The organism is Hydrocarboniclastica marina (assembly GCF_004851605.1).
Classification (GTDB): domain Bacteria; phylum Pseudomonadota; class Gammaproteobacteria; order Pseudomonadales; family Oleiphilaceae; genus Hydrocarboniclastica; species Hydrocarboniclastica marina.
In genome coordinates this window covers 1,812,546-1,837,512 of record NZ_CP031093.1, presented here as the reverse complement: position 1 = coordinate 1,837,512, position 24,967 = coordinate 1,812,546, and the positions used below count along the sequence as shown (strand labels likewise).

General features: G+C 58.1%; 16 protein-coding genes. 2 read left to right on the top strand and 14 right to left on the bottom strand.

The window, feature by feature from the left end; all coding sequences use genetic code 11:
• Window positions 1-176: 176 nt before the first annotated feature.
• Window positions 177-707, top strand: coding sequence for a CBS domain-containing protein (locus soil367_RS08210; RefSeq protein WP_172962301.1), 531 nt, complete (start codon window positions 177-179; stop codon window positions 705-707).
• A gap of 6 nt (window positions 708-713) precedes the next feature.
• Here the strand turns inward: soil367_RS08210 and soil367_RS08205 are convergent, their stop codons facing one another.
• The 5 genes from soil367_RS08205 to soil367_RS08185 all read right to left on the bottom strand — a co-directional run bounded on the left by soil367_RS08205 (window position 714) and on the right by soil367_RS08185 (window position 11,444).
• Complete coding sequence (locus tag soil367_RS08205) at window positions 714-3,584, bottom strand: hypothetical protein (protein WP_136548640.1); 2,871 nt, start codon at window positions 3,582-3,584, stop codon at window positions 714-716.
• A gap of 251 nt (window positions 3,585-3,835) precedes the next feature.
• Window positions 3,836-5,881 carry an NAD-dependent DNA ligase LigA gene (ligA, locus tag soil367_RS08200; RefSeq protein WP_136548639.1) on the bottom strand — a complete coding sequence of 682 codons (2,046 nt, stop codon included), beginning with the start codon at window positions 5,879-5,881 and terminating at the stop codon, window positions 3,836-3,838.
• An 80-nt stretch (window positions 5,882-5,961) separates the two neighbouring features.
• Entirely contained in the window at window positions 5,962-7,020 is a 1,059-nt protein-coding gene (gene zipA / locus soil367_RS08195) for a cell division protein ZipA (protein WP_136548638.1), read from the bottom strand.
• Window positions 7,021-7,204: 184 nt separating this feature from the next.
• The gene (smc, locus tag soil367_RS08190; protein WP_136548637.1) at window positions 7,205-10,693 is read right to left on the bottom strand and encodes a chromosome segregation protein SMC; all 3,489 of its coding nucleotides are present in this window, start codon (window positions 10,691-10,693) and stop codon (window positions 7,205-7,207) included.
• Window positions 10,694-10,745: 52 nt separating this feature from the next.
• On the bottom strand, window positions 10,746-11,444 hold the full coding sequence (locus tag soil367_RS08185) for a GntR family transcriptional regulator (RefSeq protein WP_136548636.1): 699 nt from the start codon (window positions 11,442-11,444) through the stop codon (window positions 10,746-10,748).
• 475 nt (window positions 11,445-11,919) lie between these two features.
• Here soil367_RS08185 and soil367_RS08180 point away from each other — a divergent pair, with 475 nt between their 5' ends.
• Window positions 11,920-12,888 (top strand): GGDEF domain-containing protein, encoded by a 969-nt coding sequence (locus soil367_RS08180; protein WP_136548635.1) that lies wholly within the window; start codon window positions 11,920-11,922, stop codon window positions 12,886-12,888.
• 12 nt (window positions 12,889-12,900) lie between these two features.
• Here the strand turns inward: soil367_RS08180 and rluB are convergent, their stop codons facing one another.
• The 9 genes from rluB to soil367_RS08135 form a co-directional block, all read right to left on the bottom strand.
• On the bottom strand, window positions 12,901-13,938 hold the full coding sequence (gene rluB, locus soil367_RS08175; protein WP_136548634.1) for a 23S rRNA pseudouridine(2605) synthase RluB: 1,038 nt from the start codon (window positions 13,936-13,938) through the stop codon (window positions 12,901-12,903).
• Between the two features lie 9 nt (window positions 13,939-13,947).
• A complete protein-coding gene (gene scpB, locus soil367_RS08170) occupies window positions 13,948-14,586 on the bottom strand; it encodes an SMC-Scp complex subunit ScpB (RefSeq protein WP_136548633.1) in 639 nt (212 codons plus the stop codon).
• A 102-nt stretch (window positions 14,587-14,688) separates the two neighbouring features.
• Window positions 14,689-15,528 (bottom strand): segregation and condensation protein A, encoded by an 840-nt coding sequence (locus soil367_RS08165; protein WP_136548632.1) that lies wholly within the window; start codon window positions 15,526-15,528, stop codon window positions 14,689-14,691.
• On the bottom strand, window positions 15,525-16,739 hold the full coding sequence (locus tag soil367_RS08160) for a tryptophan--tRNA ligase (RefSeq protein WP_136548631.1): 1,215 nt from the start codon (window positions 16,737-16,739) through the stop codon (window positions 15,525-15,527). Before soil367_RS08160 ends, soil367_RS08165 begins: the two co-directional genes overlap by 4 nt.
• A 163-nt stretch (window positions 16,740-16,902) precedes the next feature.
• Window positions 16,903-17,775 carry a succinate--CoA ligase subunit alpha gene (gene sucD / locus soil367_RS08155; protein WP_136548630.1) on the bottom strand — a complete coding sequence of 291 codons (873 nt, stop codon included), beginning with the start codon at window positions 17,773-17,775 and terminating at the stop codon, window positions 16,903-16,905.
• Window positions 17,772-18,941, bottom strand: a complete 1,170-nt coding sequence (gene sucC / locus soil367_RS08150) for an ADP-forming succinate--CoA ligase subunit beta (RefSeq protein WP_136548629.1) — start codon at window positions 18,939-18,941, stop codon at window positions 17,772-17,774. The genes sucD and sucC overlap by 4 nt, the downstream gene beginning before the upstream one ends.
• A gap of 187 nt (window positions 18,942-19,128) precedes the next feature.
• Window positions 19,129-20,571, bottom strand: a complete 1,443-nt coding sequence (gene lpdA, locus soil367_RS08145; RefSeq protein WP_136548628.1) for a dihydrolipoyl dehydrogenase — start codon at window positions 20,569-20,571, stop codon at window positions 19,129-19,131.
• Between the two features lie 45 nt (window positions 20,572-20,616).
• Complete coding sequence (gene odhB, locus soil367_RS08140; RefSeq protein WP_136548627.1) at window positions 20,617-21,873, bottom strand: 2-oxoglutarate dehydrogenase complex dihydrolipoyllysine-residue succinyltransferase; 1,257 nt, start codon at window positions 21,871-21,873, stop codon at window positions 20,617-20,619.
• A gap of 26 nt (window positions 21,874-21,899) precedes the next feature.
• Window positions 21,900-24,734, bottom strand: coding sequence for a 2-oxoglutarate dehydrogenase E1 component (locus tag soil367_RS08135; protein WP_136548626.1), 2,835 nt, complete (start codon window positions 24,732-24,734; stop codon window positions 21,900-21,902).
• Window positions 24,735-24,967: the final 233 nt, after the last annotated feature.

The window sequence follows — 24,967 nt, the reverse complement described above, 5'->3', positions numbered from 1 at the left end:
TTACCTCGCCGATAACCGGGGAGGCTACCGATTCAGGTAGGTAAGTTTTTTGCGCCGCGCCTTAGCTGGGTATTGATATGTCGATCTTTGTATCCGAACCGGCACGTCCGGGTCCGCAACGGCTTCCCCCAGCGTTAAGGCGTCGAGCTGCCGCCAGGGTTGCCGCTTCCGAGCCGATGCATGCAACGGCCTCCCAACTTGATACCGAAGCAGCGCGTCACCACGTGATAGAGGAGCAGGCCGCCAAACGTGCCGCCAGCCGATACCGGGACGAAGCCGGGCATGAAGCCCTGCCGGAGATACCCTACCTGCCTGTAGCCCACCTGAGTGGCCAGACAATCATCGACTTGTCTTCGGGATCAACGCTTGAAGAGGCGCAGGGGCTCATGGAGCAACATGGTATTCATCATCTGGTTGTCTTGCACGAGGGCGCGGTTGCAGGGCTTATAGATCTGGCGTGGGTACTTGAGCAGCGGCTGAAGGTGGTGAACCAGGCTGCACAGAGCCACCTGCATGCACTGACCCTGCCCGCTTTTATAACGGTAACGCCTGAAACGGACGCCCACGAATTGGCCCGGCAGATGCTCGGCTACCGAATCGCGTCCGCGCTGGTGGTCGACCCGGATAACCAGGCCATTGCACTGGTTACTGCGACCGACTATCTGCGGCTATACGCGCAACGGACGCAGAAACACGAGAGCATCTGATTCCCCTTACCGGTCCAGCCTTACGCCTGTTTCGTCCAGGAGAATTACGGAATAACCCGAATCATCACCCTCTTCTATCAAAGCGAAGATTTTACCGTTACCGGTGACCGCCACGTCGATCACACGGGTTACTGCGGTCGACGTCGGCAGCTGGTAACGCCAGTTTTCCTGCATCTGCCGGACGGGATCTTCCTCTTCCTCTTCCTCATCCTCTTCCTCGTCCCCGGGAACAACAGGCTCCTGTTCCTTTAAACTAACGCTGGCCAATATTGCGGCTGGGTAGACGGACTGAACATCTGCCACGAAAGGACCGGTTTCCGTACTGCCCCCTATCACCGCATAGTCATTCAGGCCGGCAATACTGGTGATGTTGTGATCTGATGTTCCCGCTGCGCCTGACAGTGATATGGCACTAATGGCGCCTTCGTTACCCGATACCACCATCACATAAGCACGACTGTTACCCACTGGCGTAATCGCGGGGTCAAGTGTTCCATCGGCCAGCACCTTATAAGGCACGGTACTTGAGCCGCCGGCCCAGACGTTATTGCCGATAAAGGCTGCATCCGCGACGGTGTCGGGCGCACTGGTACCCAACTGGTAGGTTTCGCCGAGAATGTTATTGACGCTGGTATCGATAAAGAACAGATCGGACGCTCCGTGCTGCGGTGAGCCTGTGTCGAAAGCGCCCAGCGTCTGCCCGGTTGGGTAGAGCGTCCCGTTTGGCGACACCGGTGTCGCTTTCAGTGTGTCGTCTGCACTGGTACCGAACAACTTGGCCCACTTGAAATCATGACGCTGGGTACTGTTATCCACGGCTACTGAATCGACCTGACCCAGCACGAAGTCCGTGCCGCCCCGATAGGGCTCCTCGGACAAGCCCCACGCCGCTTCAGTTTGGGCGCTGAACAGAATCCCTACCGAGGCATTGAAAGCGATATCCACCAGAATGTCATCACTTGTGGAACCTAGCTGAGCTTCCCACAAGGGCTCAAAACCATTTCCCTTGCCCTGGTTCCGCACGAGGCTGATGCCCACATCCCTGCCGCCTTTGCCGGCGTTGGGGTACAACTCTCCAGAGTCAACGGTGTAACCCAGGGTCAGGGAACGTACCAGCAGCGCTTCATTCTCGCCCTGGGTAGTCTGGCTACTGTAGGCCAGGCGCGGCCCGCTGACCCGGGCATTCACGTCGCCCGGGTTAACGTAGATCGGCGTCCGGTCCGGTGGAACGTCGGAATCGGCATTAAAACGGCCCAGCCGGTCGAGATAGTAGATCGCGACCTGCTCATCAATAAGGACACCGTCGACCTCTATGCCATCCTGATTGCCGGCAACATAAAGCTCGCCGTAATCACCTACCGCCAGAGCCGTTGGACTGAACCCCGAGCCAGCGTTGAATGTGGTTGTCTGGACCCATTCGTTGATCGTAACTTCGGTACTTGCAGTCGCTGACCCGGCATAGTTGCTCCGGCCAAACTGGGCAGTTACATCCGACTTCAGTATTAGCGTGTCGTCAACATGGTCGGCGAGGTTCTCGCCGGGAACCGCTGTTTTCGGATCTGCCGGTTCCACATAAGCATTGTTCAGAGCTTTCACAGTAAAGGTAGCTTCCCGCTGGCCCGCCGGGATCTCGACCGTCACGGACTTTACGGAATCATCTGGTTGGCCGGCAAATGCAAGGCTGAAATCCGCATCATCTGCACTGCTGGCCAGCGCATCGTGGATCACTTTGACTTTCAGCGGCGCGCCAGTATCGTTCACTTTATTCAGTCGTGCCGTAATCGTCCGGCTCGAGCCTTCTGACACCACGAGCGTCTCTGGTTCAAACGTGACGAAAGGCTCGTCGTCTTCTATGACCAACGCAGCGGTGCTGTCAGACTCGGCAGCATTGAAGCTGGCGAGTCCATCCCGAACTTCAACCAGATCCAGCCGAAAGGCCTCGCTAAGCTCTGGCAATTGATCATCGATGACTTCCAGACGAATGAAACAGGTTGTCTTTCCAGGCTCGAACGTGACCGTGCCGACGCCGGAATCATCTGCGTTATAGGTCAGATACTCGGGCGTCTCAAGAGAACCGCTGGAGGCGACGAAGTCCCAGTCGAGACGGGCGATTTCCTGGTTAGCCTGCGCGTAGGTACAGGCGTCGCCGGTCACCTCGTCCCCAGCCGCATTCTTGCACGGATCCCGATACGCGGACGAAAGTCGGAAAGCCACAGTCACTGGCTCTACAGAAGGATGCCCCAGGGTAATTGGCACCAGCACGGGCCAGGTCTTGTAGGTCTGGCTCTGGGTAACCAGGTTTCCGCTGTTGTCATATTGGGGGACGGATGCCGAGATGGTGCCTTGGGTCTCAACGTCAGGTGGGAGGCAAACGCTGTCTTCAGCAGGGTCGAAATCACTTTCGCCGGCCCGCTCCAGAACGTCCGCGGCGGCCGGGGGCAGCTTTGATTCACCCTCGGTGAAAGTCGCATCCTCAACAGCCAGCGGGTTGTGTTCGACCGTAATATCGAAAACATTCCCGCCCAGGCGCGAGCCGTCCGTAACGTTTACTGAAATATTGTTGTAGCTGCCGAGGTCATCCTCCCCATTACGCCCGCCGGTTATACCGGGGACACCCCGGAGGATGACACCAGAGCGTGCCTTGTTGGTGGTGTCTTCGAAGGATAACCAGGAGGGAGCATTGACCAGGGTGAAATCGAGGATATCGTCGCCACCATAGGCGCCGAAGTTATAAGCGTACTCAACCCCGAGGTAGGCTGTTTCCGGTGGTGTCCCAAGCACCACGGGCTCGTCCGGATCCGCATCATTGCTGCAGCCTGAAACACCAAGAATTAACGCCAGCCCCAGGACCCAGTACAGCCGATTTCCCAACCCCATGAATGCTTCCATAATTGTCGGTGTTAAGAGGATTTTACCCGTGGTCCATGGTATTGGATTTACGGACGGAGGGACCTGCGCAAGTTCTCAGATTCATCAGTCGAGCCAGCGTTGGCGGCAGCATGAAAGCACTGGCGCGGCCGCGTGCCCGGCTAGACCGGTTCTCCGACACTCACCTGGAACCGGACATTTAAACAGACATCCGCGGTAAGAGCGGTCAGCCCGGCAGGGTCAAGCCTATCCGTACAGGCTCAGTGCGTTTCAATGCCGTGCTCCCTGAGGAGCTCAAGCAGATCGGCTTCGCCCAGCACAGGCACCGCGAGCTTCTCCGCTTTGGTCAGTTTGGACCCGGCATCCGCGCCGGCAACAACGGCGTAGGTCTTGCCGGACACGCTGCCGGACACCTTGGCCCCAAGAGACTCCAGGTAGCCTTTGGCTTCGTCCCGGGTCAGACTGTCCAGAGTGCCTGTGAGTACATAGGTACGACCTTTCAACGGTTCGCCACCTGTATTTTCTGGCGGATCCTGGACCTCTATCCCGTAGCGCATCAAGGCATCGATGACGTCCTGGTTGTGGGGTTGCCGGAAAAAAGTTTCGACATGGGCCGCCACTACCGGCCCTACATCGGCCACTGCCTGTAACGCCTCCTGGTCAGCCGCCTGGATCGCGCCAAGCGAACCGAAGTGCTGCGCCAGAGCCTTGGCGGTGGCCTCGCCCACTTCGCGAATGCCCAGCGCATAGAGAAAACGATGCAGCTCGGGGCGACTGGACGCCTTTATAGACGCCAGCAGATTTTCAGCCGACTTTTCCCCCATGCGTTCAAGCCCAACCAGGGTCTCTTTATCGAGTGTGAATATATCAGCCACGCTGCCGACAATTCCCTGTTCGACCAGAATCTCAATCCAGCGCTCGCCGAGACCTTCGATGTCCAGAGCCTTTCTTGAGACAAAATGGCGTATCTCCTCCTTCCGCTGGGCGGGACAGACCAACCCGCCTGAGCACCGCGCAACCACCTCACCTTCTGCCTGCTCTATTTCAGATCCACAGGCGGGACAGGCCGTCGGGAACTCAACAGGTTCTGTCCCTTCCGGTCGCTTCTCCAGTACGACCTTGACGACCTGGGGAATGACATCGCCGGCACGGCGGATAATGACATGGTCTCCGATCCGAAGCCCCAGTCGCTCGATCTCGTCCATGTTATGCAGCGTCGCATTACTGACTGTTACACCGCCGACAAACACAGGCTCCAGTCGAGCGACAGGCGTGATAGCGCCCGTGCGCCCCACCTGAAACTCGACAGACCGAACCCGCGTACCCGCCTCCTGCGCGGGAAACTTATAGGCGATCGCCCAGCGCGGTGCGCGGGAAACAAAACCCAACTCCTCCTGGAGGCCGAGGTCATTGACCTTGAAAACGATGCCATCGATCTCATAAGCCAAACGCTCCCGTTTTGCTTCCAACTGGCGGTAGAACTCGAGACAGGCCTGGAAACCGCTGACCACCGCCAACTCTGCACTGATACGGAAGCCATAACGCCGCAGCTGCTCCAGGAGTTCCGAGTGTGTATCGGGCAGCTCGGCGCTGTTATTCACCGCGACGCTGTAGCAACAGAGTTCCAGCGGTCGTTGCGCCGCAACCCGTGGATCTTTATTGCGCAGGCTGCCGGCAGCAGCGTTGCGTGGGTTGACGAATTTTTTTTCTCCGTTTTCGGCCAGCGCCCGGTTAAGTCTCTCAAAACCGGCCTTGGGCATATAGACCTCACCGCGGACTTCCAGTTTGCGCGGAAACGCGTCACCCCTTAGTCGAAGCGGAACTGAGCCAATCGTCTTGACGTTGGCGGTGATGTCCTCGCCCACATACCCATCACCACGGGTTGCTGCCCGTACAAGCCGGCCGTCTTCATACAGGACGCTCACCGCCAGCCCATCCAGTTTAGGCTCGCATGCGTATTCTATGTCGCCCGCCGCGCCAACGCGTTCACGGACGCGGCGATCAAAATCCTCCAGCTCACCGGCATCGAATGCGTTCGCCAGGGACAACATTGGCACTTCGTGGCTGACAGGCGCAAACGGTGAGTCCGGTGTGGCGCCGACCCGCTGGGTCGGGGAATCCTGCGTTACCAATTCCGGGTGCGCCTGCTCAAGGTCGCTCAGCTCCCGCAGCAGCCGGTCATAATCAACATCTGCAATGGAGGGATCGTCGAGGACGTAATAGCGGTAGTTGTGATCGTCCAGTTCCGTGCGCAGTTGCGTCACCCGTTCCTGAACCGCTCTCGGGGCATTGTTCGGGGCTGCCATAGCGCCGGTGTCTCCTGAGGAGCGGCCGGGCATGCCGGCCGGGGATTGGTTGATAGCGGCGGAGAGACCGCCTCGTGCGGTCAGACTCTTGCGGAGCGGCGCTTCCGTTCGAACTCACGAACCCGTTGGCGACCGTGTTCAATGGTCTGAGCGGTCATCACACTGCGGCGCTCATCCTTGAGGTCTCCGCCGAGATTGCGGACCACGCATTGCGCGGTTTCGATCATGAAATCGTAGGCCTGCAGCGAATCATTCGGCCCCGGCAGACTCATGAAGAAGCTGATAGCGGGGGTACTCATGCTGGCCATGGAGGACGGCTCAAAAGTCCCTGGCTCGACCGCATTGGCGACACTGAACTGGACCGGTGTATGGGTATCGTCGTTCTCGTGCCGGTGATAGATTCCCATGTCGCCATGTTCAAGCCCGCACGCTTCCAACAAACGTTTCAGGTCTGCGCCTTTGAAGCCCTCGGGATCGCGGCTGTCGACATTGATGACAAATACTTCCTTGGCCGGTGGGCGGTTCGCGCCCGCGAGTGGCCGGTTTCCTGCCGCAGGCTTGGGCGCGTCGCCTTTCGGGTCTGGCCTGGCAGCGGCAGGCTCACGATCGCGGAAACTCCTGCGCGCCGGCTTCTTTTCTGGCTTTCTGACCGGACGGTGCAGTGAGCGCGGGGCACTCAGCATCGGATCACGATCAGAGTCGGTAAGCTCTATTTCATCCGACGCCGATTCATCGGCGGTGCTCTTTGCAGCCGGGTTGACGTTGGCGGTCATCGTCTCGGCGGACTCGCTTTCTTCAGCGTGGAGGGAGAAAGATTCTGGCAGCTCATCATCAAGATCGCCTGCGTACATGCCCTCCTCCGCTGTGTCCTCGCCCTGCCAGTGCGTGTCCAACGGCCGGTCTTCGGCAGCGGCGCGCTCGCTTGCACTGACGCCCAGCCGGTCAATGATTCGCGCCCCGCCGCTGGGTAGCTCGGGGTTGTAGTCATCCAACGGTGACTCATCAATCTGATCGGCACCCATTCCCCGGCTTATTTCCAGAGAATCTTTCCGGGCCCGGTGCATGCGGCGCACGCCGTCGAGAATAATGCCGATGACGATTATCGCACCGAGGAGGATTAACCACTCTCTAAGGGACATATCCTTAACCTATACAGAAGAATGATTTGCCGGGCCGGCGCCAGCCCGGCATTGTTTCTTGATGCTCTGCGCCGCCAGACCCATGTGCTCGGGGCAACCAGCTCGCGGCGCTAGTGGGCAGCCCGGTTTCCGGACAACTTTATGCAAACAGCCCAGCTAATACAATGCGGCTAACCGCATGGGCTCACGCTTCGGCCAGCGCCGCTGCCGCTTCGACGTCAACCGAGACCAGGCGAGACACCCCGGGCTCGTGCATGGTCACGCCCATTAACTGATCAGCCATCTCCATCGCGATCTTGTTATGGGTGATATAAATAAACTGCACCTGGCTGGCCATGGCACGAACCAGGGTGGCGTAGCGCCCGACGTTGGCATCATCTAGAGGCGCGTCGACTTCGTCAAGCATACAGAACGGTGCCGGATTGAGCTGGAAAATCGAAAATACCAGGGCAATGGCCGTCAGCGCTTTTTCCCCCCCCGACAACAGATGGATCGTACTGTTCTTCTTGCCGGGAGGCCGCGCCATAATGGTGACGCCTGTTTCCAACAGGTCCTCGCCGGTCAGCTCCAGGCTAGCGTTACCGCCACCAAAGACCTTCGGGAACAGTTCCTGCAAACCCTGGTTGACCTTGTCAAAGGTCTCCTTGAAGCGCTGCCGAGTCTCCCGGTCGATCTTGCGGATAGCGGCCTCAAGCGTCTCGAGCGCTTCGCTCAGGTCGGCGTGCTGCTCATCCAGATAGTTCTTGCGCTCGCTCTGTACCCGGTACTCGTCGATCGCGGCGAGGTTGATCGCGCCCAGTCGCTGGATGCGGTTGGCGAGCCGCTGTAGCTCTGCGTCCCACTCTTCTTCGGTAGCCTCCGCCGGTAAGTGCTCGATCACGCTCTGGAGAGTCACTTCCAGCTCTGTCAGTTGTTCCAGATGCCCGGTGCAGCGCAGTTCGAGCGCCTGGGTGTCCATTTTGAGGCGCTGCAAGTGGTCGCGTATCTGCTGGATACGCTGCTCGGTTTCGGCCCGGTGTTGCTCGATGTCCCTCACCTGAGTGTCAATGGCTTCAAGGGCGGAGCGCGCATGCGCCAGCTTTTCCTCCTCCGCGAGACGCCTTTCCAGTAGGCCTTCCAGCTCGAGTGCCAGATCCTCGATGGGCATTTCTGCCTCTTCCCGCCCTTCGCGGAGCAGTGTGACACGTTCATCGAGCCGCTCGCGCTGCAACGACATCCGGTCCAGGGTCGTTTTGAGCCCGTCGCGCTGATTGCGAAGCGCCTGGACCTGCAGCTGCAACTGGTGGTGATGGTCGCGGTCTTGCCGTGCCTGCAAACGCAGGCTGTCGAGTCGCTCCCGTACGGTGTCGCGCTGCCCCAACAGTGTTTCTTTCTCGTCGGCACCCTCTTCCATGCCGGCCATGGCCTCTTGCCAGATTTCACGGGCTTCTGCCAGTCGCTCTTCCTCCGCCGTGCGCTGGTCTGCCAGGTCGACCCGGTCCTCCCGCAGGCGGTCGAGGCGCATTTCTATCTGCTCACTTCTCGCCTGAATAGCACCAATGCGCGAATCGAGCGCGCTCAGCGCCCGGGACGCCTCAGCCTGGGCCTGCTGGCTCTCTTTGCGCTGCTGCTCTGTCTCGGCCATCTCTCGCCGCAGTCCCTGCAGGGATGCCCCCTGGTCGGTCACGCTCTGCTCGAGTTCATGGGACTGCGCTTGCAGGTACTCAACGGCTCTTTGTCGCTCGATAACGCCCATCTGGCCCGAGCCGCGCACAGGGGTTTGCAGCCAGCCCGCGCCCACCCAGTATCCCTGGGGCGTTATTACTGACTGATCGGAATCGAGCTTGCTCGACCATGCTAATGCCACAGCCAGATCGGGTGCGCACTTTACCCTGTTGAGAAGTGACCCGAGCGCACCGGCGCCGCCGACCTTTTCCAGCAAAGACCCCGTTGCAGCGCGCACTTCGCCCTGCCGGACCACAAGACTCAGGCGGGGTGGCAGGTCCTCGGCAGGCACCCCGTCGAGGGTGTCAATAAGTCGCGCCTGAGCCAGATTCTGCATCACTGCCTCAACGGCGTCTTCCCAGCCCGGCTCTACCTGAAGCTCAGTGGCCAGTCGTGGCGTATGTGCCATATTCTGACTGCGCAACCAGTCATTGATCGCTTCGTCACGATCTTCAAGCTGCTCGGCCAACATCGCCTCATGCGAGGCCAGCTCGCCGCGCCGTTGCTGGAGCATGCCGCGGCTTTCATTCAGTTTCTGATCGGCTGACTGGACCCGGTCGCGCAGCTGTTCGATCTTCGCTTCGGCCTCAGCCGTAGACTCCTGCAACAGTGAGACTTTTTCCTGCTGGGCAGCGCATTCTTCGCGCAATTCATCCAGCTCGGAACGATCCAACTGGCTCTCCAGCAGTTCAAGCTCGTCAGCCTGCCGGCGTTGGCGATCCTGCAGTTTCTGGATGCTGTCTTCCGCGGCCCTTATCCGGGACTGCTCAACTTCAGCCCGCTGGCGGATCTCCGCGGACTTTTGGCTGAACTCCTCCCAACGCTGCTGCCACTCACCCATCTCCGCTTCGGCATTTTGCAGGTGCTGCCCGGACTCATCCGAACGGGCCGCGGACTCATCGAGCGCGGGCTCATTCTCAGCAAGCTCCTCAGCCACAAGCGCCAGTCGGTCTTCATCCTGGCCGAGTTCGCGGGCGAGTTCCTGTTGGTTTTCAAGGGCCTGTTCCAGTTCTCTTGCCAGCTGTCGCGCGCGCTGACGTTGGTGTTCCAGGCTCTGTTCAACACGCGCAATGTCAGCACCAGCTTCATAAAAGCGTCCCTGGGCGCGATTGAAGTGCTCGCTACGGTCCCCCTGCTCCTGGCGCAACGACTCAAGTGAAGATTCGCGGTTTACCCGGGCAGTAACGGCCTGCTCGAGCTGTAACTCGGTTTCCTGCACCTCGGCCTGCCTGAGCTCACGCTCCTGGTCGAGTGAACGCCAACGCAAGACGGCCAGCTCGGCTTTTTTCTGACGTTCTTCCTTCTTATAGGCGCGGTACTTTTCAGCTGACTGGGCCTGACGCTCCAGGTGCTGTAACTGCCGCCCTAACTCATCGCGCAGGTCCGTCAGGCGGTCGAGGTTTTCCTGGGTCCGGCGCATGCGGGACTCGGTTTCCTTGCGACGCTCCTTGTAGCGGGAGATGCCTGCCGCCTCTTCGATATAGGTGCGTAATTCCTCTGGCCGGGCTTCAATCAAGCGGGAGATCATGCCCTGTTCGATAATGGCGTAGCTACGGGGCCCGAGCCCCGTTCCAAGGAACAAATCGGTAATATCGCGCCGCCGACAGCGGGTACCATTGAGGAAGTACTCAGACTGCCCCTCGCGGGTTACCCGACGTTTCACCGATATCTCTGTAAACGCCGAAAATTCGCCAGGCGCGGTCAGATCGCTGTTATCAAACACCAGCTCGATGGACGCCTGCCCAACCGGTTGGCGACTGTGGGAGCCGTTGAAAATAACATCGGACATCGATTCGCCGCGGAGGAATTTGGCTGAGCTTTCACCCATAACCCAGCGAACCGCATCGATAATATTGGATTTGCCGCAACCGTTAGGGCCAACAATCGCCGTCATGTTGGTTGGGAACGGCACAGTCGTCGCGTCCACAAACGATTTGAAGCCGGCCAGCTTGATAGACTTCAGCCGCATAGTCGTTCAGCCATTATTCCAGAGATTGCAGGGTTCGGCCTTGGAAGGCCGGTCAATCAAAGCGTCCTGTTTCGTTCTTGCCATTACGAGGGCGGACGGCGAGCGCCTCGAGAACGATCGACCGCTGATGCTCTGCATATTCGCGTATGGCTGCCGCAATCCCTTCCCTGCTACGTGCCTGAGCGGTCGCTAGCAGCTCACGGAAGAATGCCTGGCTCCGCTCGGCCTCGCCGCGGTATGAGCGCATGGCCAGGTGGTAGGTGCGACTCACAGCGGGCCTGAAGTTTTCAAGGGTCTCGGCCAGGTAGGGATTCTGGACAATCGGGTAGCACAGGCGCATCACTTCAAACCCCGCTTCGATCACGTCAGCTACTTCGCTTTCCCCGCGGGCGATATGCTTTTCCAGACGCGTTACCTGGGCCGCCATAGCGGCAAGATCTGCAGGTTGCCACTTCTCCACAACCTTATCAGCCAGCAATAACAGAAGCGGAATGTAGATGTCATAGAGGCTGTTGACCAGGTCGGGCGACAGCGCAGAAACCACGGCGCCCCGGCGCGGGATGATCTGGACAAGGTGCCGCCGCTCGAGGATAAGCAAGGCTTCACGTACGGAGCCACGACTGACGTCCAGCTCTCCCGCAATCTTCAGTTCCTGCACACGCTCGCCGGGTTCGAGCACACCCGTGATTATACGCTGCCCTACATGCTGGGCTATCTGCTCGGAAAGGCTCTCAGGGGCCTGGAATCTCATAGTTGGGTCAACAGTAGCTCGTGAAAAGAACCCGGGATTCTAGCACAGCAGAACACGTGCGAAAGATACTGGCCAGGCAGGCCACGCTGTTTCTCAATCAGCCCCGTTCACGCAGCTTCAGTGTCTCTCGGATTGAGCACGCGCACCACGGTTCGAGCACCGGGCGCGCAAGACCGGCCCGGGGCGCCCGAGCCTATCTGCGATGCGCGCTCTCTTTAAGTTTCTCAGACTTTTGCCGGCGGAACAGCAGCCCGCGGTCGGGCTAGAAGCTACGCTGCATCCCGAGCCTTCTTACGCGAGGCGGCCGGCAAAGCCCGTTACCCAGTCAAATTCTTGCCGCTCTCGTCTCCAGCCAGCGTATCCATCGGCTGGGATCGCGTCTTTCTTTAACATAGATTACTGTTTCGCTGTGATTTTCAGCCATTCCGGCACGCATTTCGCTTTGTAAGCGTTATCAAAGGCCGGAGCACTAGAAATGGCGAAGTTAGTATCTCAGGATGCCCAAGACCGAACGAAAAAAGCCCAGCTGATCGCGCAACACCGCGAGCTGATGAATTCCTGGAACAATGCGCAGGATGTTTTCACCCGCCTGTGCCGACGACTACACAGTTCGCTTGAACTGGATCAATGTCTGGCTGTGTTTCTGGAAGAGCTACGCTCGATCATGGCGTTTAACAGCTTCTGCTACCAGCACGATCAGGATCATGACAGCTACGTCTACACCGAAGGCTATGGCGGCCAGCATAACTGCCAATATAACCTTGCGCTGCAGGGTCAGAGCCTGGGCTATCTTACTATCAATCGGCGCACGAGATTTGCCGAGGAAGAGCTCGCAGTACTGGAGCAGATGATCGGTATCCTCGTGTTTCCGTTGCGCAATTGTTGGCAGCACCGGCAAGCCTGGGATGCAGCGCTTACCGATTCACTGACTCACTTGGGCAATAAACGGGCATTGCTTGATGCCCTGGAGCGGTCCTCGACCCTTAGCAGCCGCCATGGCGAGCCCCATGCGCTGCTACTCTGCGATCTTGACCACTTCAAGCAAATCAACGATTGTCATGGCCATGTTTTCGGCGACCGGGTCCTGTGTGAGATTGCCCATGTGATCCGGTGTGCCATTCGCAGCAGCGACGTGGCCTACCGGTATGGCGGCGAGGAATTTGCCGTACTACTGCCACATACCAATGCTGACGACGCAATGATCGTGGCCGAGCGGATCAGGGTGGCAGTGGAGCAGCATGCGATTCGCCACGGTGAACTCGTCGTCAATGTGACCACGAGCAGTGGCGTCGCTGAGTATCACCAACAGTATGCCAGCACCGCGAATGAGTTTATTGCCCAAGCCGATGCGGCGCTCTACCAGGCCAAGCGGGACGGTCGCAACAAAACCTGTAAAGCAATATTCAGTCAGCCGGCACTGGCACTCAGCCCAGTCACGAACTGATGCACCAGCTTATCAGGACTGTCGGCGGCTGGGTTTGGGAGCGCGTCGTTTACGTGGTGCTTTAGTCGCAAGCTGGTCCCGGCTGACCCGCCGCGGCGCATCATCTGAATCCCGCTCATCCGGTTTCTTGCGCCGTGCGCTAGCGCGGGCTTTTGCCGCTGGCGCGGCTTTACTCTTCTGCCGTTCGAATCGGGCTTTCTCGTCCGGCGCTTTGACCGGCAGCGCCTTGGGCTCCAGACCTACCTGGGCACTGAGCCCGTCGACCGTTTTCTGGTCAAGCTCCTCCCAGCGGCCCAGCGATACCCGGCTCGGCAGCAGTATCGGGCCGAATCGAACGCGTTTCAGCCGGCTGACCTTCACCCCCTGGGATTCCCAGAGCCGGCGAACCTCTCGGTTGCGCCCTTCCAGCAATGTAACGTGAAACCAGCGGTTGAGCCCTGAACCTCCCGCTGGCGCCAGATCCGAAAAAGCCGCCATACCGTCATCAAGTAGGACACCTTCGACCAGCCGCTGCTGCATCGCTTCGTCAACTTCGCCGAAAACACGCACAGCGTACTCCCGGTCAACCTGATGCGACGGATGCATGAGCCGGTTGGCCAGTTCGCCGTCCGTGGTAAAAAGCAGCAAACCTGTCGTGTTGATATCCAGCCGGCCCACCGAAATCCATCGCTGGCTCTTGAGCTTGGGCAGTCGGTCGAAAACAGTTGGCCGGCCCTCGGGATCCTGACGCGTTGTAACCTCCCCCTCGGGCTTGTTATAGATAAGCACGCGTCGCTCGGATTCGAAAATACCGTCCAGGCTGACGGGCTTTCCGTCGATTTCGACGGTGTCGCCCGGCGCCAGCTTCGCGCCAAGATCCGCGGCTACACCATTGATAGCGATTCGACCCGCCTCAATCAGGGCCTCCAGCTCACGGCGGGAACCGAGCCCGGCTCTGGCCAGTACTTTCTGGAGACGTTCCGGCGGCTGCCTTTGGCTTTGGCTCGCCTGGGCGGGGTTTTGTGGGGTTGATCTGGGCGCCCGGCTAACCGGCTTGCCTTGTCGCGACATAATACTGGCCTAATGTAAGGTGTTGGTGTCGGAACTGTCCGCCGTCCCGGCGGTCGATTCGTCGAATTGCAGTTCAGCTTGGAGTTTCTCTTCAAACTCACGCCCGATTTCGTCAAGGTCGCGAATATCAGCGAGTGAGGGTAACCGATCCAGGGCTGTCAGGTTGAAATAATCGAGAAATTCCCGCGTCGTTGCATACATGGACGGGCGACCCGGTACGTCACGCTGGCCGACGACGCGAATCCATCCCCGGTCCTGTAGCGTACGAACAATATTTGAACTAACTGCTACGCCCCGTACTTCTTCTATCTCACCTCGGGTGATTGGCTGTCGGTAGGCAATAAGTGCGAGGGTTTCCAAAAGCGCGCGGGAGTATCGCTGGGGCTTCTCCTCCCACAAGCGCCCAACCCAGGGCGCAAACTCCGCCCTGACCTGGAAGCGATAACCGCTGGCGACCTTTTTGAGCTCGTAGCCCCTCCCGCTGCATTCCTGGCTGATCAAACTCAGTACGTGTTCAACCACAGTCCTGGTCGGGCGCTCCTCCTCAGCGAAAAGATCCCGCAGCTGGTCCACACTTAACGGCCGATCGCTTGCCAGAAGTGCGGCTTCGACTATGTTTTGCAGCTGCTGGTAATTCTCGTCCATCATTTATTGCTCGGATGTTTGTCAGAATACTTTCAAAATCTGGGTACGACAGGAAGGTGCCGGTTCTAACCAAGGTGCCAGGCGCATAGAACGAAGATCAACAGCCTATTCAGTGCTCTGGATTCTCGCGCGTAAATGGATGGGCGCAAAGACTTCTGCCTGGACAATCTCGACCAGCTGCTCCTTTATAAGCTCCAGCGTGGCAAGAAAGGTCACCACAACCCCAAGCTTGCCCTCTTCGTAGGTGAAAAGCGCCGTGAATGACACGAAGCCCTCACCCTGAAGCCGCTCCAGAATTCGTGACATTCGTTCTCGGGTCGAAAGCCGCTCCCTGGAGACCTGGTGGTGTTCAAACATATCCGCGCGGCGCATGACTTCGCGCATTGCGAGTAAGAGGTCGCGAAGGTCCACATCCGGATGCACGCGCTGCTCTGGCAAGTCCGGGACCGTTGCCCGCGCGCCGAACGTGTCGCGATCCATGCGCGGCAGAGAATCGATGTCTTCGGCCGCTTTCTTGAAACGCTCGTACTGCTGAAGCCGCCGGATAAGCTCTGCCCGGGGGTCGAGCTCTTCTTCCTCTTCGCTATGCTGGCGTGGGAGCAGCATGCGCGACTTTATTTCTGCCAGTGTCGCGGCCATCAGCAGATACTCCGCTGCCAGCTCAAACCGCATGGCTTCCATCAAGCCGATATAGTCCATGTACTGCTTAGTAATCTCGCTGACGTCCACGTCGAGGATGTCCATATTCTGACGGCGGATCAGGTACAGCAGCAAGTCAAGCGGCCCCTCGAAGGCTTCAAGTATGACCGCAAGCGCGTCCGGCGGAATGTAAAGGTCCTTCGGCCACTCCTGTATCGGCTTGCCGGAAACGCGCGCCCTGGGCACTGGCTCGTGATCAGAAGCCCCTGATTCACTCAACTGCGCTTCGTCTTCGCTATGGCTCATCGATAGACCAGACCCATGGCTTTGCGCACTTCATCCAGTGTATCCCGAGCGGCGTCACGGGCCTCCTCGCAGCCTTCGTCGATAATGGACCTGACCAGATCAGGATTGTTTTCATACTCTGCGGCCCGGTCGTGTACCGGTTTGAGTTCCGCCAGAATCGCATCTATAACGGGCTGTTTACACTCGATACAACCGATACCTGCGCTCCGACAGCCTTGCTCAACCCAGTCCTGGGTAGTGGAGTCGGAATAAATTTTGTGCAAGTCCCAGACTGGACACTTCTCAGGCTCGCCGGGATCACTCCTGCGTACACGCTGAGGGTCGGTTTGCATAGTGCGGATCTTGGTCACAACCTGATCGGGCTCTTCGCGAAGCCCTATGGTGTTATTGTAGGATTTGGACATCTTCCTGCCGTCGAGGCCGGGCATTTTGGCCGCGGGGGTCAGTAACTCCTGCGGCTCGGGCAGAATAACCTTGCCGCCGCCTTCGATATAGCCATACAGGCGCTCGCGGTCACCCAGCGAGACATTCTGTTGTTCTTTGAGCAGCGCCCGCGCGGTCTCCAGGGCTTCCTCATCGCCCTGCTCCAGAAAACGCCGGCGCAGGCTGCGGTAGAGACGCGCATTCTTTTTGCCCATCTTGATGATGGCCGCTTCAGCCTGCTCTTCAAAATTCGGTTCACGTCCATAGAGATGGTTGAACCGCCTGGCGACTTCCCGTGTAATTTCGACATGGGAAACCTGATCGGCGCCGACCGGTACCTGTCCCGCCCGATAAGCCAGAATATCCGCCGATTGCAGCAAGGGGTAACCGAGGAAGCCGTAGGTCGCGAGGTCCTTGTGCCGCAGACTCTCCTGCTGATCCTTGTAGGTAGGGACTCGCTCCAGCCAGCCCAACGGAGTGATCATCGACAGCAGCAGGTGCAGTTCGGCATGTTCTGGAATACGGGACTGGATAAACAGTGTTGCCGAGCCTGGATTGACGCCGGCGGCGAGCCAATCCACGACCATGTCCCAGACGTGCTGCTCAATGGCCTGGGGCTCATCATAGTGCGTCGTCAACGCATGCCAGTCAGCCACGAAGAAAAAACACTCGAACTCGTACTGCAGCTTGACCCAGTTTTTTAGAACACCGTGGTAGTGACCGAGGTGCAGTCTGCCGGTCGGACGCATTCCGGACAGAACGCGTTGCTGCGATTCAACCGAACCCAAGGGTGTCTCCTTTGACAAAAATGTCCGGTCATTATAGTCACAAGGGCAAGCAGTGTCGTGGCTTAGTCGCCACAGCCTGAAAGACGCCGTTTCGACTTAAAGCCGAAACATAAAAAAAGCCGATATCTTGCTGAGATATCGGCTTTTTAAAAGAAGTGTCAGTCTACCAGCCGGTGACTTCCTTCAACGCCTTGCCTATGTCAGCCAGGCTTCTAACCGTCTTGACCCCGGCGTCCTGCAGCGTTTTGAACTTTTCATCGGCAGTGCCTTTACCACCAGCTATGATGGCGCCCGCGTGACCCATGCGCTTACCTGGGGGTGCGGTAACACCCGCTATGTAAGACACAACCGGCTTGGTAACGTGCTCCTTGATGAAAGCTGCTGCTTCTTCTTCAGCAGTGCCGCCGATCTCACCGATCATAACGATAGCTTCGGTCTGGGGGTCCTTTTCAAACAGCTTCAGGATATCAATAAAACTGGAGCCCGGAATCGGGTCCCCGCCAATACCGACACAACTGGACTGGCCGTAGCCAAAGTCGGTAGTCTGCTTGACCGCTTCATAAGTCAGCGTGCCCGAGCGGGAGACGATACCGACCCGGCCTGGCTTGTGTATATGGCCGGGCATGATACCAATCTTGGTCTCACCAGGCGTAATGACACCGGGGCAGTTGGGGCCAATCATGCGCACACCGCGCGCATCAACATATTCCTTGGCATCGAGCATATCCAGGGTCGGAATGCCTTCGGTTATGCAGACGATTAGCTGAATCCCTGCATCTGCCGCTTCGATGATAGCGTCTTTGCAAAACGGAGCCGGCACGTAGATGACTGTCGCTTCGGCACCGGTCTGTTCGACCGCTTCGCGCACGGTGTTGAACACAGGTAAGCCAAGATGCTCCGAGCCGCCCTTGCCAGGGCTGACGCCACCGACCATGTTGGTGCCGTACGCGATAGCCTGCTCGCTATGGAAGGTGCCCTGAGAGCCCGTAAAACCCTGGCATATAACCTTGGTGTTTTTATCGATCAGGATGCTCATGCGTTACCTCCCGCTGCTGCTACCACTTTCTCGGCGGCCTCTGTCAGGCTGGTTGCCGCAATGATATTCAAACCGCTGTTCGCCAGTTTCTCTGTGCCCAACTCGGCATTGTTACCTTCCAGACGAACCACGACCGGCACCTTCACGCCAACCTGCTCGACCGCGCCGATAATGCCTTCCGCAATCATGTCGCAGCGCACGATGCCGCCGAAGATGTTGACCAGTACGGCCTTGACGTTTTCGTCGGACAGAATGATCTTGAACGCTTCGCCGACCCGCTCTTTGGTCGCGCCGCCCCCTACGTCGAGGAAGTTGGCAGGCTTACCGCCGTGGAGCTTGATGATGTCCATGGTGCCCATGGCCAGGCCAGCGCCGTTAACCATGCAGCCGATGTTACCGTCAAGCGCAACGTAGTTGAGTTCGTACTTGGTGGCGTGGGCTTCGCGTTCGTCTTCCTGGGAGAGATCGCGCATCTCGCTCAGTTGCTTCTGGCGATACAGAGCGTTGCCATCAACCCCAAGCTTCGCGTCGAGACAGTGCAGGTTACCCTCGTCGGTTATAACCAGAGGGTTGATCTCGATGAGTGCGAGATCTTTCTCATGAAATAGCTTCGCCAAGCCCATGAATATATGGACGAACTGCTTGATTTGCTGACCCTCAAGGCCAAGTTGGAAGGCCAGGTCACGGCCCTGATAAGGCTGGGCGCCAACCAAGGGGTCAATTGTCGCCTTCAGAATCTTTTCTGGCGTTTCCTCGGCGACTTTCTCGATCTCGACACCACCCTCAGTCGAGGCCATGAATACGACACGACGCGTAGCGCGATCGATCACGGCGCCAAGATAAAGCTCCTGGGCAATATCCGTGCAGCTTTCAACGAGAATTTTGGATACTGGCTGCCCATGTTCGTCTGTCTGGTAGGTCACCAGACGTTGGCCGAGCCACTTCTCAGCAAATGCCCGAATTTCATCTTTACTGGTGACCAGCTTTACGCCGCCGGCCTTGCCGCGACCACCGGCATGAACCTGGGCCTTGACGACCCATTTTTCACCACCGATCTTGTCGGCAGCCGCGGCCGCTTCTTCAGCGGTATCACAGGCGTAGCCTTTCGATACCGGAAGCCCATACTCGGCAAAGAGTTGCTTGCCCTGATATTCGTGCAGGTTCATAAGAATAATCCCATTTTTCTAGGCTTTGCCTCTATTTAGAGAGGACACTTAAACCTGTTTCCCGACCAGCTTGCGCTGGTTGACAGAGACTGAAAAAGACGACGCCGTTGCCTTCTTTTCCACTTTGGGTGCAATGCCGCGAAGCACCTGTACCACCAATGCTTCACGACACCTCTAGCAGTCGTGATTACTTCTTCTTCCGCTTACGGTTCGCTTTGTGAACCGCCATGCCGTCGACCGCCAAGGCTGCTTCATGCACAGTTTCCGACAACGTCGGGTGAGCGAAACAGGTCAGCGCCAGGTCTTCTGCACTGGAACCGAACTCCATGGCGATCACACCCTGAGCGATCATTTCCGAGGCCTGGGGACCGATGATATGCATCCCGAGAATACGATCCGTTTTCTCGTCTGCGATAATCTTGACCTGGCCTTCGGCAGCATGTGCAGCCATTGCCCGGCCATTTGCCGCAAACGGAAAAGCTCCGACTTTATAGGTCTCACCCGCGGCCTTGAGTTGCTCCTCGGTCTGCCCCACCCAGGCCAGTTCCGGATGGGTGTAGATAACATTGGGTATGGCGTCGTAGTTGACCTCAGCTTTATGGCCGGCGATGCGATCGGCAACCATAATGCCTTCTTCTGAACCCTTGTGGGCGAGCATCGGGCCGCGCACCATATCACCGACCGCATAGACGCCAGGCGCGTCGGTCTGACAATAGTCATCCACGTGCACGAATCCGCGCTCGTCGATATTGACGCCGGTGTCGCCCTCGAGGAGATTCTCCGTGTTTGGCGTGCGTCCCACCGCGACAATAAGCTTGTCGCACTTGAGCTCCTGTGTCCCCTTGGTATCTTCGTAGGTGACCTTGACTACGCCGCGCTTGATCTCAGTACCGGTCACCCGACACTTCAGTTTGATATCAAGTCCCTGCTTGGTGAACGTCTTCATCGCTTCTTTCGCGAGCTGCTGATCGACCATCGGCAGCAGGGTCTCCTGGGCTTCCAGCACAGTCACTTCTGCGCCCAGGCGGGCCCATACACTGCCCAGTTCCAGCCCGATGATACCGGCGCCAATGACACCTACCCGCTTGGGCACTTCGGTGAATTCCAAAGCGCCCTCGCTATCGACGATCTTGTCTCCATCGGTGCGGGCTGGCGGAATCTCAATGGGCCGGGAACCCGTGGCCAGAATCACGTTTTCTGCGGAATAGGTCTGCGTTTTTCCTTCGCTGTCGGTGACCTCGACCTGCTTGCCGCCCAACAGGCGACCGCGGCCGATGATTGGCGTCACACCATTGGCCTTGAACAACTGGCCAATACCGCCGGTAAGGTTCTTGACGATGGTACTCTTGCGCTCCATCATTTTCGGAACGTCCACGCTGAGGTCGCCCACCACAAGACCCTGGTCGGCGAAGCCATGCTTGGCCTCGACGTATTTGTGGGATATCTCGAGTAGCGCCTTGGACGGAATACAACCGACATTCAGGCAGGTTCCGCCAAAAGTCGGGTTACCTTCCTTGTCCTTCCAATTCTCCACACAGGCCGTTTTCAAACCCAATTGCGCGGCACGAATTGCGGCGACGTAGCCTCCGGGGCCTGCACCGATGACGATCACGTCAAATTTATCAGCCATGCTCTAGTCCGTTTTTGTCCGAATGAATTGAATAGGCAGATCCAGCTACACATCCAGCAGAATGCGTGCCGGCTCCTCAAGCATCTCTTTCAGCGCCACCAGGAACTGCACAGCTTCCTTACCATCGATCATGCGGTGGTCATAGGAAACGGCCAGATACATCATGGGCAGAATCTGCACCTGACCATTCATAGCCATGGGCCGCTCCTGAATCTTGTGCATACCCAGGATGGCCGTCTGCGGCGGGTTAAGAATCGGGGTTGACAGCAGCGAGCCGAAAATCCCGCCGTTGGAAATAGTGAATGTTCCGCCCGTCATATCATCGATGGACAGCTTGCCGTCGCGCGCGCGCTTACCGTAGTCGTTAATCGTTTTTTCGATATCCGCGAGACCGAGCGAGTCGGTATCCCGCAGAACAGGCACGACCAGTCCACGATCAGTGGAAACGGCAACACCGATGTCCTGATAGCCGTGGTAGACCATGTCATTACCATCGATAGACGCGTTTACCGCGGGGAAGCGCTTCAGAGCCTCGACCGTCGCCTTGACGAAGAACGACATGAAGCCCAGTTTGACGCCATGCTTCTTCTCGAAAGCGTCTTTGTATTGCGCGCGCAAGTCCATGATGGGTTTCATGTTGACTTCGTTGAAGGTCGTCAACATGGCCGCGGTTTGTTGCGCTTCGACCAGGCGCTTGGCGATGCTGGCGCGTAACCGTGTCATCGGCACCCGCTTTTCCGGGCGGCCTTCGGGAATATCCGTAGCGGGCATCGCCGAAGTGCTTGGGGCCGATGACTGAGTCCCGCTGGCTGGGCTTTTTTCCAGATGAGCCAGGACATCTTCCTTGAGCAGCCGACCGCCCTTGCCCGTGGCTTCTATACGGTTGGGGTTCAGGTCATTTTCCTGTACCAGTCGCCGTGCTGCCGGCGTGAGGATGGGCCCCTCGCCACTCTCAGGTTCCTCCTGAGCGGGCTCATCCTGTTTACCCGAATCACGCGCCTCGGATGCCTGCTTCTGATCCTTACTGCCATCGTTGGCCGTAGCGTCGCTGTCGCTACCGGTTGCACCAGCCTTGAACTTGCCTATCACCTCGCCGCTGGCGACGACATCACCCTCGTCCTTGATGATCTCTTCGATAACACCGTCGTCCGGCGCCACTACTTCCAACACAACCTTGTCTGTCTCGATGTCGACGATCAACTCATCGCGGGCACAGGCTTCACCGGGCTTTTTATGCCAAGTGGCTACGGTTCCTTCAGCGACGGATTCCGGGAACACCGGAGCTTTGATTTCAGTGGTCATTACGTGTCCTTTGCGTCAGTGGCTCATCAGGCATCAAAAGCTTCGTTGACGAGGGCTTTCTGCTCCTCAATATGAACAGAAGCGTAACCGGAAGCAGGCGCCGCGGAAGGCGGGCGACCGGCATATTGGAGGTAAAGCTTGGGATTCAGTCTGTTCAGAGCCTGGCGCATATGGTGCTGACTGCTGTACCAGGCGCCCTGGTTCATTGGCTCTTCCTGACACCATACGACCTTTTTCAGCTTCTTATAAGGTGCCAGGATTTCATCCAGGTCATCTCCCGGGAAGGGATATAACTGTTCCAGACGGACGATAGCGGTGTCGTCCCGGTTATCCGCTTTTTTCTTTTCCAGAAGATCGTAATAGACCTTGCCGCTGCACATGATAAGACGCTCGGTTTTCTTGGGCTCGGGCGGCTCTTTCTCAGGCAATACCGTCTGGAAAGTACCTTCACAAAGGTCGTCCAGGCCAGATATGGCTTCCTTATGGCGCAGCAGACTTTTTGGCGTAATGGCAATCAGCGGCTTCCGCAATGGCCGTTTCACCTGCCTGCGCAGCATATGGAATACCTGCGAGGGGGTCGTCGGCACACAAACCTGGATGTTGTGCTCGGCACACATCTGCAGAAAGCGCTCAATACGCGCTGACGAGTGCTCCGGTCCCTGGCCTTCATAACCGTGGGGCAACAGCATCGTCAGACCACACAAACGCCCCCACTTGTGCTCACCGCTGGTAATGAACTGGTCAATCACCACCTGTGCACCATTGGCGAAATCACCAAACTGCGCTTCCCAGACAATCAGGGCGTCCGGCGTTGTTGAAGCGTAGCCATACTCAAAGGCAACCACCGCCTCTTCTGACAGAAGGGAGTCATAGATTTCGAAAAGCGGCTGATCTTCGGCCAGATTCTGCAATGGCACAAAGGTCGAGCCGTCTTTCTGGTTATGCAGAACTGCATGGCGATGGGAAAAGGTACCGCGACCGACGTCCTGGCCTGTGATGCGAATGGGATGACCCTCATTCAACAGCGTGGCGTAGGCCATGGTTTCGCCAAAACCCCAGTTGAGCGGCATCGCGCCCTGGTTCATCTTGCTGCGGTCTTCGACGATTTTGTTGACCTGGCGTTGAACAACGAACCCTTCGGGCAGCTGGCTCATCTTCTTGCCAAGCTTTTTCAGGGTCTTGAGATTGACGCTGGTTTTGCACTTGGCTGTCCACTCGTGGCCGACGTAAGGGCTCCAGTCAACGTAGAGCTCCTTGTTGGGCTCCTTTACCAACGCCTTCACAACGTGGTCGCCACGGTCGAGCGCATCCCGATAATCCATTTCCATTTGCCGGGCAGCATCCTCGTCAATCACGCCCGCGTCGATCAAATGACGGGCATACTGCTCGCGGGTCCCCGGCAGACTGCGAATCTTGCTGTACATCATCGGCTGGGTCGACGATGGCTCGTCGGCCTCGTTGTGGCCGCGACGGCGATAACAGACCAGGTCTATGACGACATCGCGCTTGAACTCGTTGCGGTAGTCCAGGGCCAGCTGCGTCACGAACATGACTGCTTCGGGATCATCCGCGTTAACGTGCAGGATTGGCGCCTGGATCATCTTGGCGACGTCGGTACAATACTCGGTTGAGCGCGCGTCGTCCTGACGACTGGTGGTAAAGCCCACCTGGTTGTTGACCACGACGTGCACAGTCCCACCCACCTTGTAGGCGCGGGTCTGGGACATTTGCAGCGTTTCCATGCTGACACCCTGGCCAGCAAACGAAGCGTCGCCGTGCAGAATGATGGGCAGAACCTGCTGACCGATCTCGTCCTCACGGCGGGTCTGGCGGGCCCGTACGGAGCCAACCACTACCGGCGTGACGATCTCCAGGTGCGACGGGTTGAACGCAAGCGCCAGATGGACCTCACCGCCGGACGTCATGACGTTGGAAGAGAAGCCCTGGTGATACTTAACGTCGCCAGAACCCTGATCGTAAGTCTTCTTCCCCTCGAACTCGTCGAACAGTTCTTTAGGATTCTTGCCCAGTGTGTTGACCAGTACATTGAGCCGGCCGCGGTGGGCCATGCCAATGACGATCTCTTTGGCGCCGTAACTGCCCGCGCGCTGGATCAGTTCATCCAGACAGGGAATAAGGCTCTCGCCCCCTTCCAGCCCAAAGCGTTTCACGCCCGGATAACGCGAACCCAGGTACCGTTCAAGCCCTTCCGCGGCAGTAAGGCGCTCAAGGATGTGCGTGCGGGTCTGCTCTTCAAAGACCGGATGCGAACGCACGGGCTCAAGTCGACTCTGGAACCAGCGCTTGGTCGGCGTGTCGACGATGTGCATGTACTCGGGGCCCACCGTATTACAGTAGGTGCGGTCCAGGCCGTCGATGATGTCCTTGAGCTTCATTTTCTCGGCGCCGAAGCACAGCGAACCAGTCTGGAACTCCAGATTCAGATCGTCATGGGTCAGGCCGTGGAACGCTAGGTCAAGATCTTCCACCGGGTCCCGGTTCATGATCCCCAAGGGATCAAGCTGAGCACGTTGGTGGCCCCGGAAACGGTAGGCGTTGATTAGCTGAAGAACGCGAACCTGCCGTCGATCAGCCTCGGAAACAGCCGGGCTGGCCTCTGAACCGATGTAGCGTCGCTGATTCTTGGATATCTGCAGGAACTGCTCACGGATAGCCGCGTGGGAAACATCTTTGGTCGGGCTTCCCTCGTGACGGGGCAGTTTATCAAAATAAGATCGCCACTCTTCGGGGATCGCGTTGGGATCGCTCAGATAGGTTTCAAAGAGCTGCTCGACGTAGGTCAGATTCCCGCCCTGCAGGTGGGACGTCTGCCAAAGTTGCTCCATGATGCTTTCGTGCATAGGAATGGCTCGCCTTTGATAAAAAGGGAGGCTATTTCTGCGGAGGAAAGGATCGATCAGGCGGGTGCAGTAACGCTGGATAATGCTGCGACTTACCTGACGATGCTGACACCCCAGAGATAGTGCGGATGTTTCCCGCGATTTCCCTCGTGGTTTTCTTCAGCAAACCGCGAGCGCAACTTTTTGGGTTGGGCTCGCGGATTCCAAGTATGCGCACGTCAAAACACCAGGCC

Coding starts and splice junctions, on each gene's coding strand:
- soil367_RS08210 (WP_172962301.1), top strand. CDS start 177: ATGCATGCAACGGCCTCCCAACTTGATACCGAAGCAGCGCGTCACCAC.
- soil367_RS08205 (WP_136548640.1), bottom strand. CDS start 3,584: ATGGGGTTGGGAAATCGGCTGTACTGGGTCCTGGGGCTGGCGTTAATT.
- ligA (WP_136548639.1), bottom strand. CDS start 5,881: ATGGCAGCCCCGAACAATGCCCCGAGAGCGGTTCAGGAACGGGTGACG.
- zipA (WP_136548638.1), bottom strand. CDS start 7,020: ATGTCCCTTAGAGAGTGGTTAATCCTCCTCGGTGCGATAATCGTCATC.
- smc (WP_136548637.1), bottom strand. CDS start 10,693: ATGCGGCTGAAGTCTATCAAGCTGGCCGGCTTCAAATCGTTTGTGGAC.
- soil367_RS08185 (WP_136548636.1), bottom strand. CDS start 11,444: ATGAGATTCCAGGCCCCTGAGAGCCTTTCCGAGCAGATAGCCCAGCAT.
- soil367_RS08180 (WP_136548635.1), top strand. CDS start 11,920: ATGGCGAAGTTAGTATCTCAGGATGCCCAAGACCGAACGAAAAAAGCC.
- rluB (WP_136548634.1), bottom strand. CDS start 13,938: ATGTCGCGACAAGGCAAGCCGGTTAGCCGGGCGCCCAGATCAACCCCA.
- scpB (WP_136548633.1), bottom strand. CDS start 14,586: ATGATGGACGAGAATTACCAGCAGCTGCAAAACATAGTCGAAGCCGCA.
- soil367_RS08165 (WP_136548632.1), bottom strand. CDS start 15,528: ATGAGCCATAGCGAAGACGAAGCGCAGTTGAGTGAATCAGGGGCTTCT.
- sucD (WP_136548630.1), bottom strand. CDS start 17,775: ATGAGCATCCTGATCGATAAAAACACCAAGGTTATATGCCAGGGTTTT.
- sucC (WP_136548629.1), bottom strand. CDS start 18,941: ATGAACCTGCACGAATATCAGGGCAAGCAACTCTTTGCCGAGTATGGG.
- lpdA (WP_136548628.1), bottom strand. CDS start 20,571: ATGGCTGATAAATTTGACGTGATCGTCATCGGTGCAGGCCCCGGAGGC.
- odhB (WP_136548627.1), bottom strand. CDS start 21,873: ATGACCACTGAAATCAAAGCTCCGGTGTTCCCGGAATCCGTCGCTGAA.
- soil367_RS08135 (WP_136548626.1), bottom strand. CDS start 24,734: ATGCACGAAAGCATCATGGAGCAACTTTGGCAGACGTCCCACCTGCAG.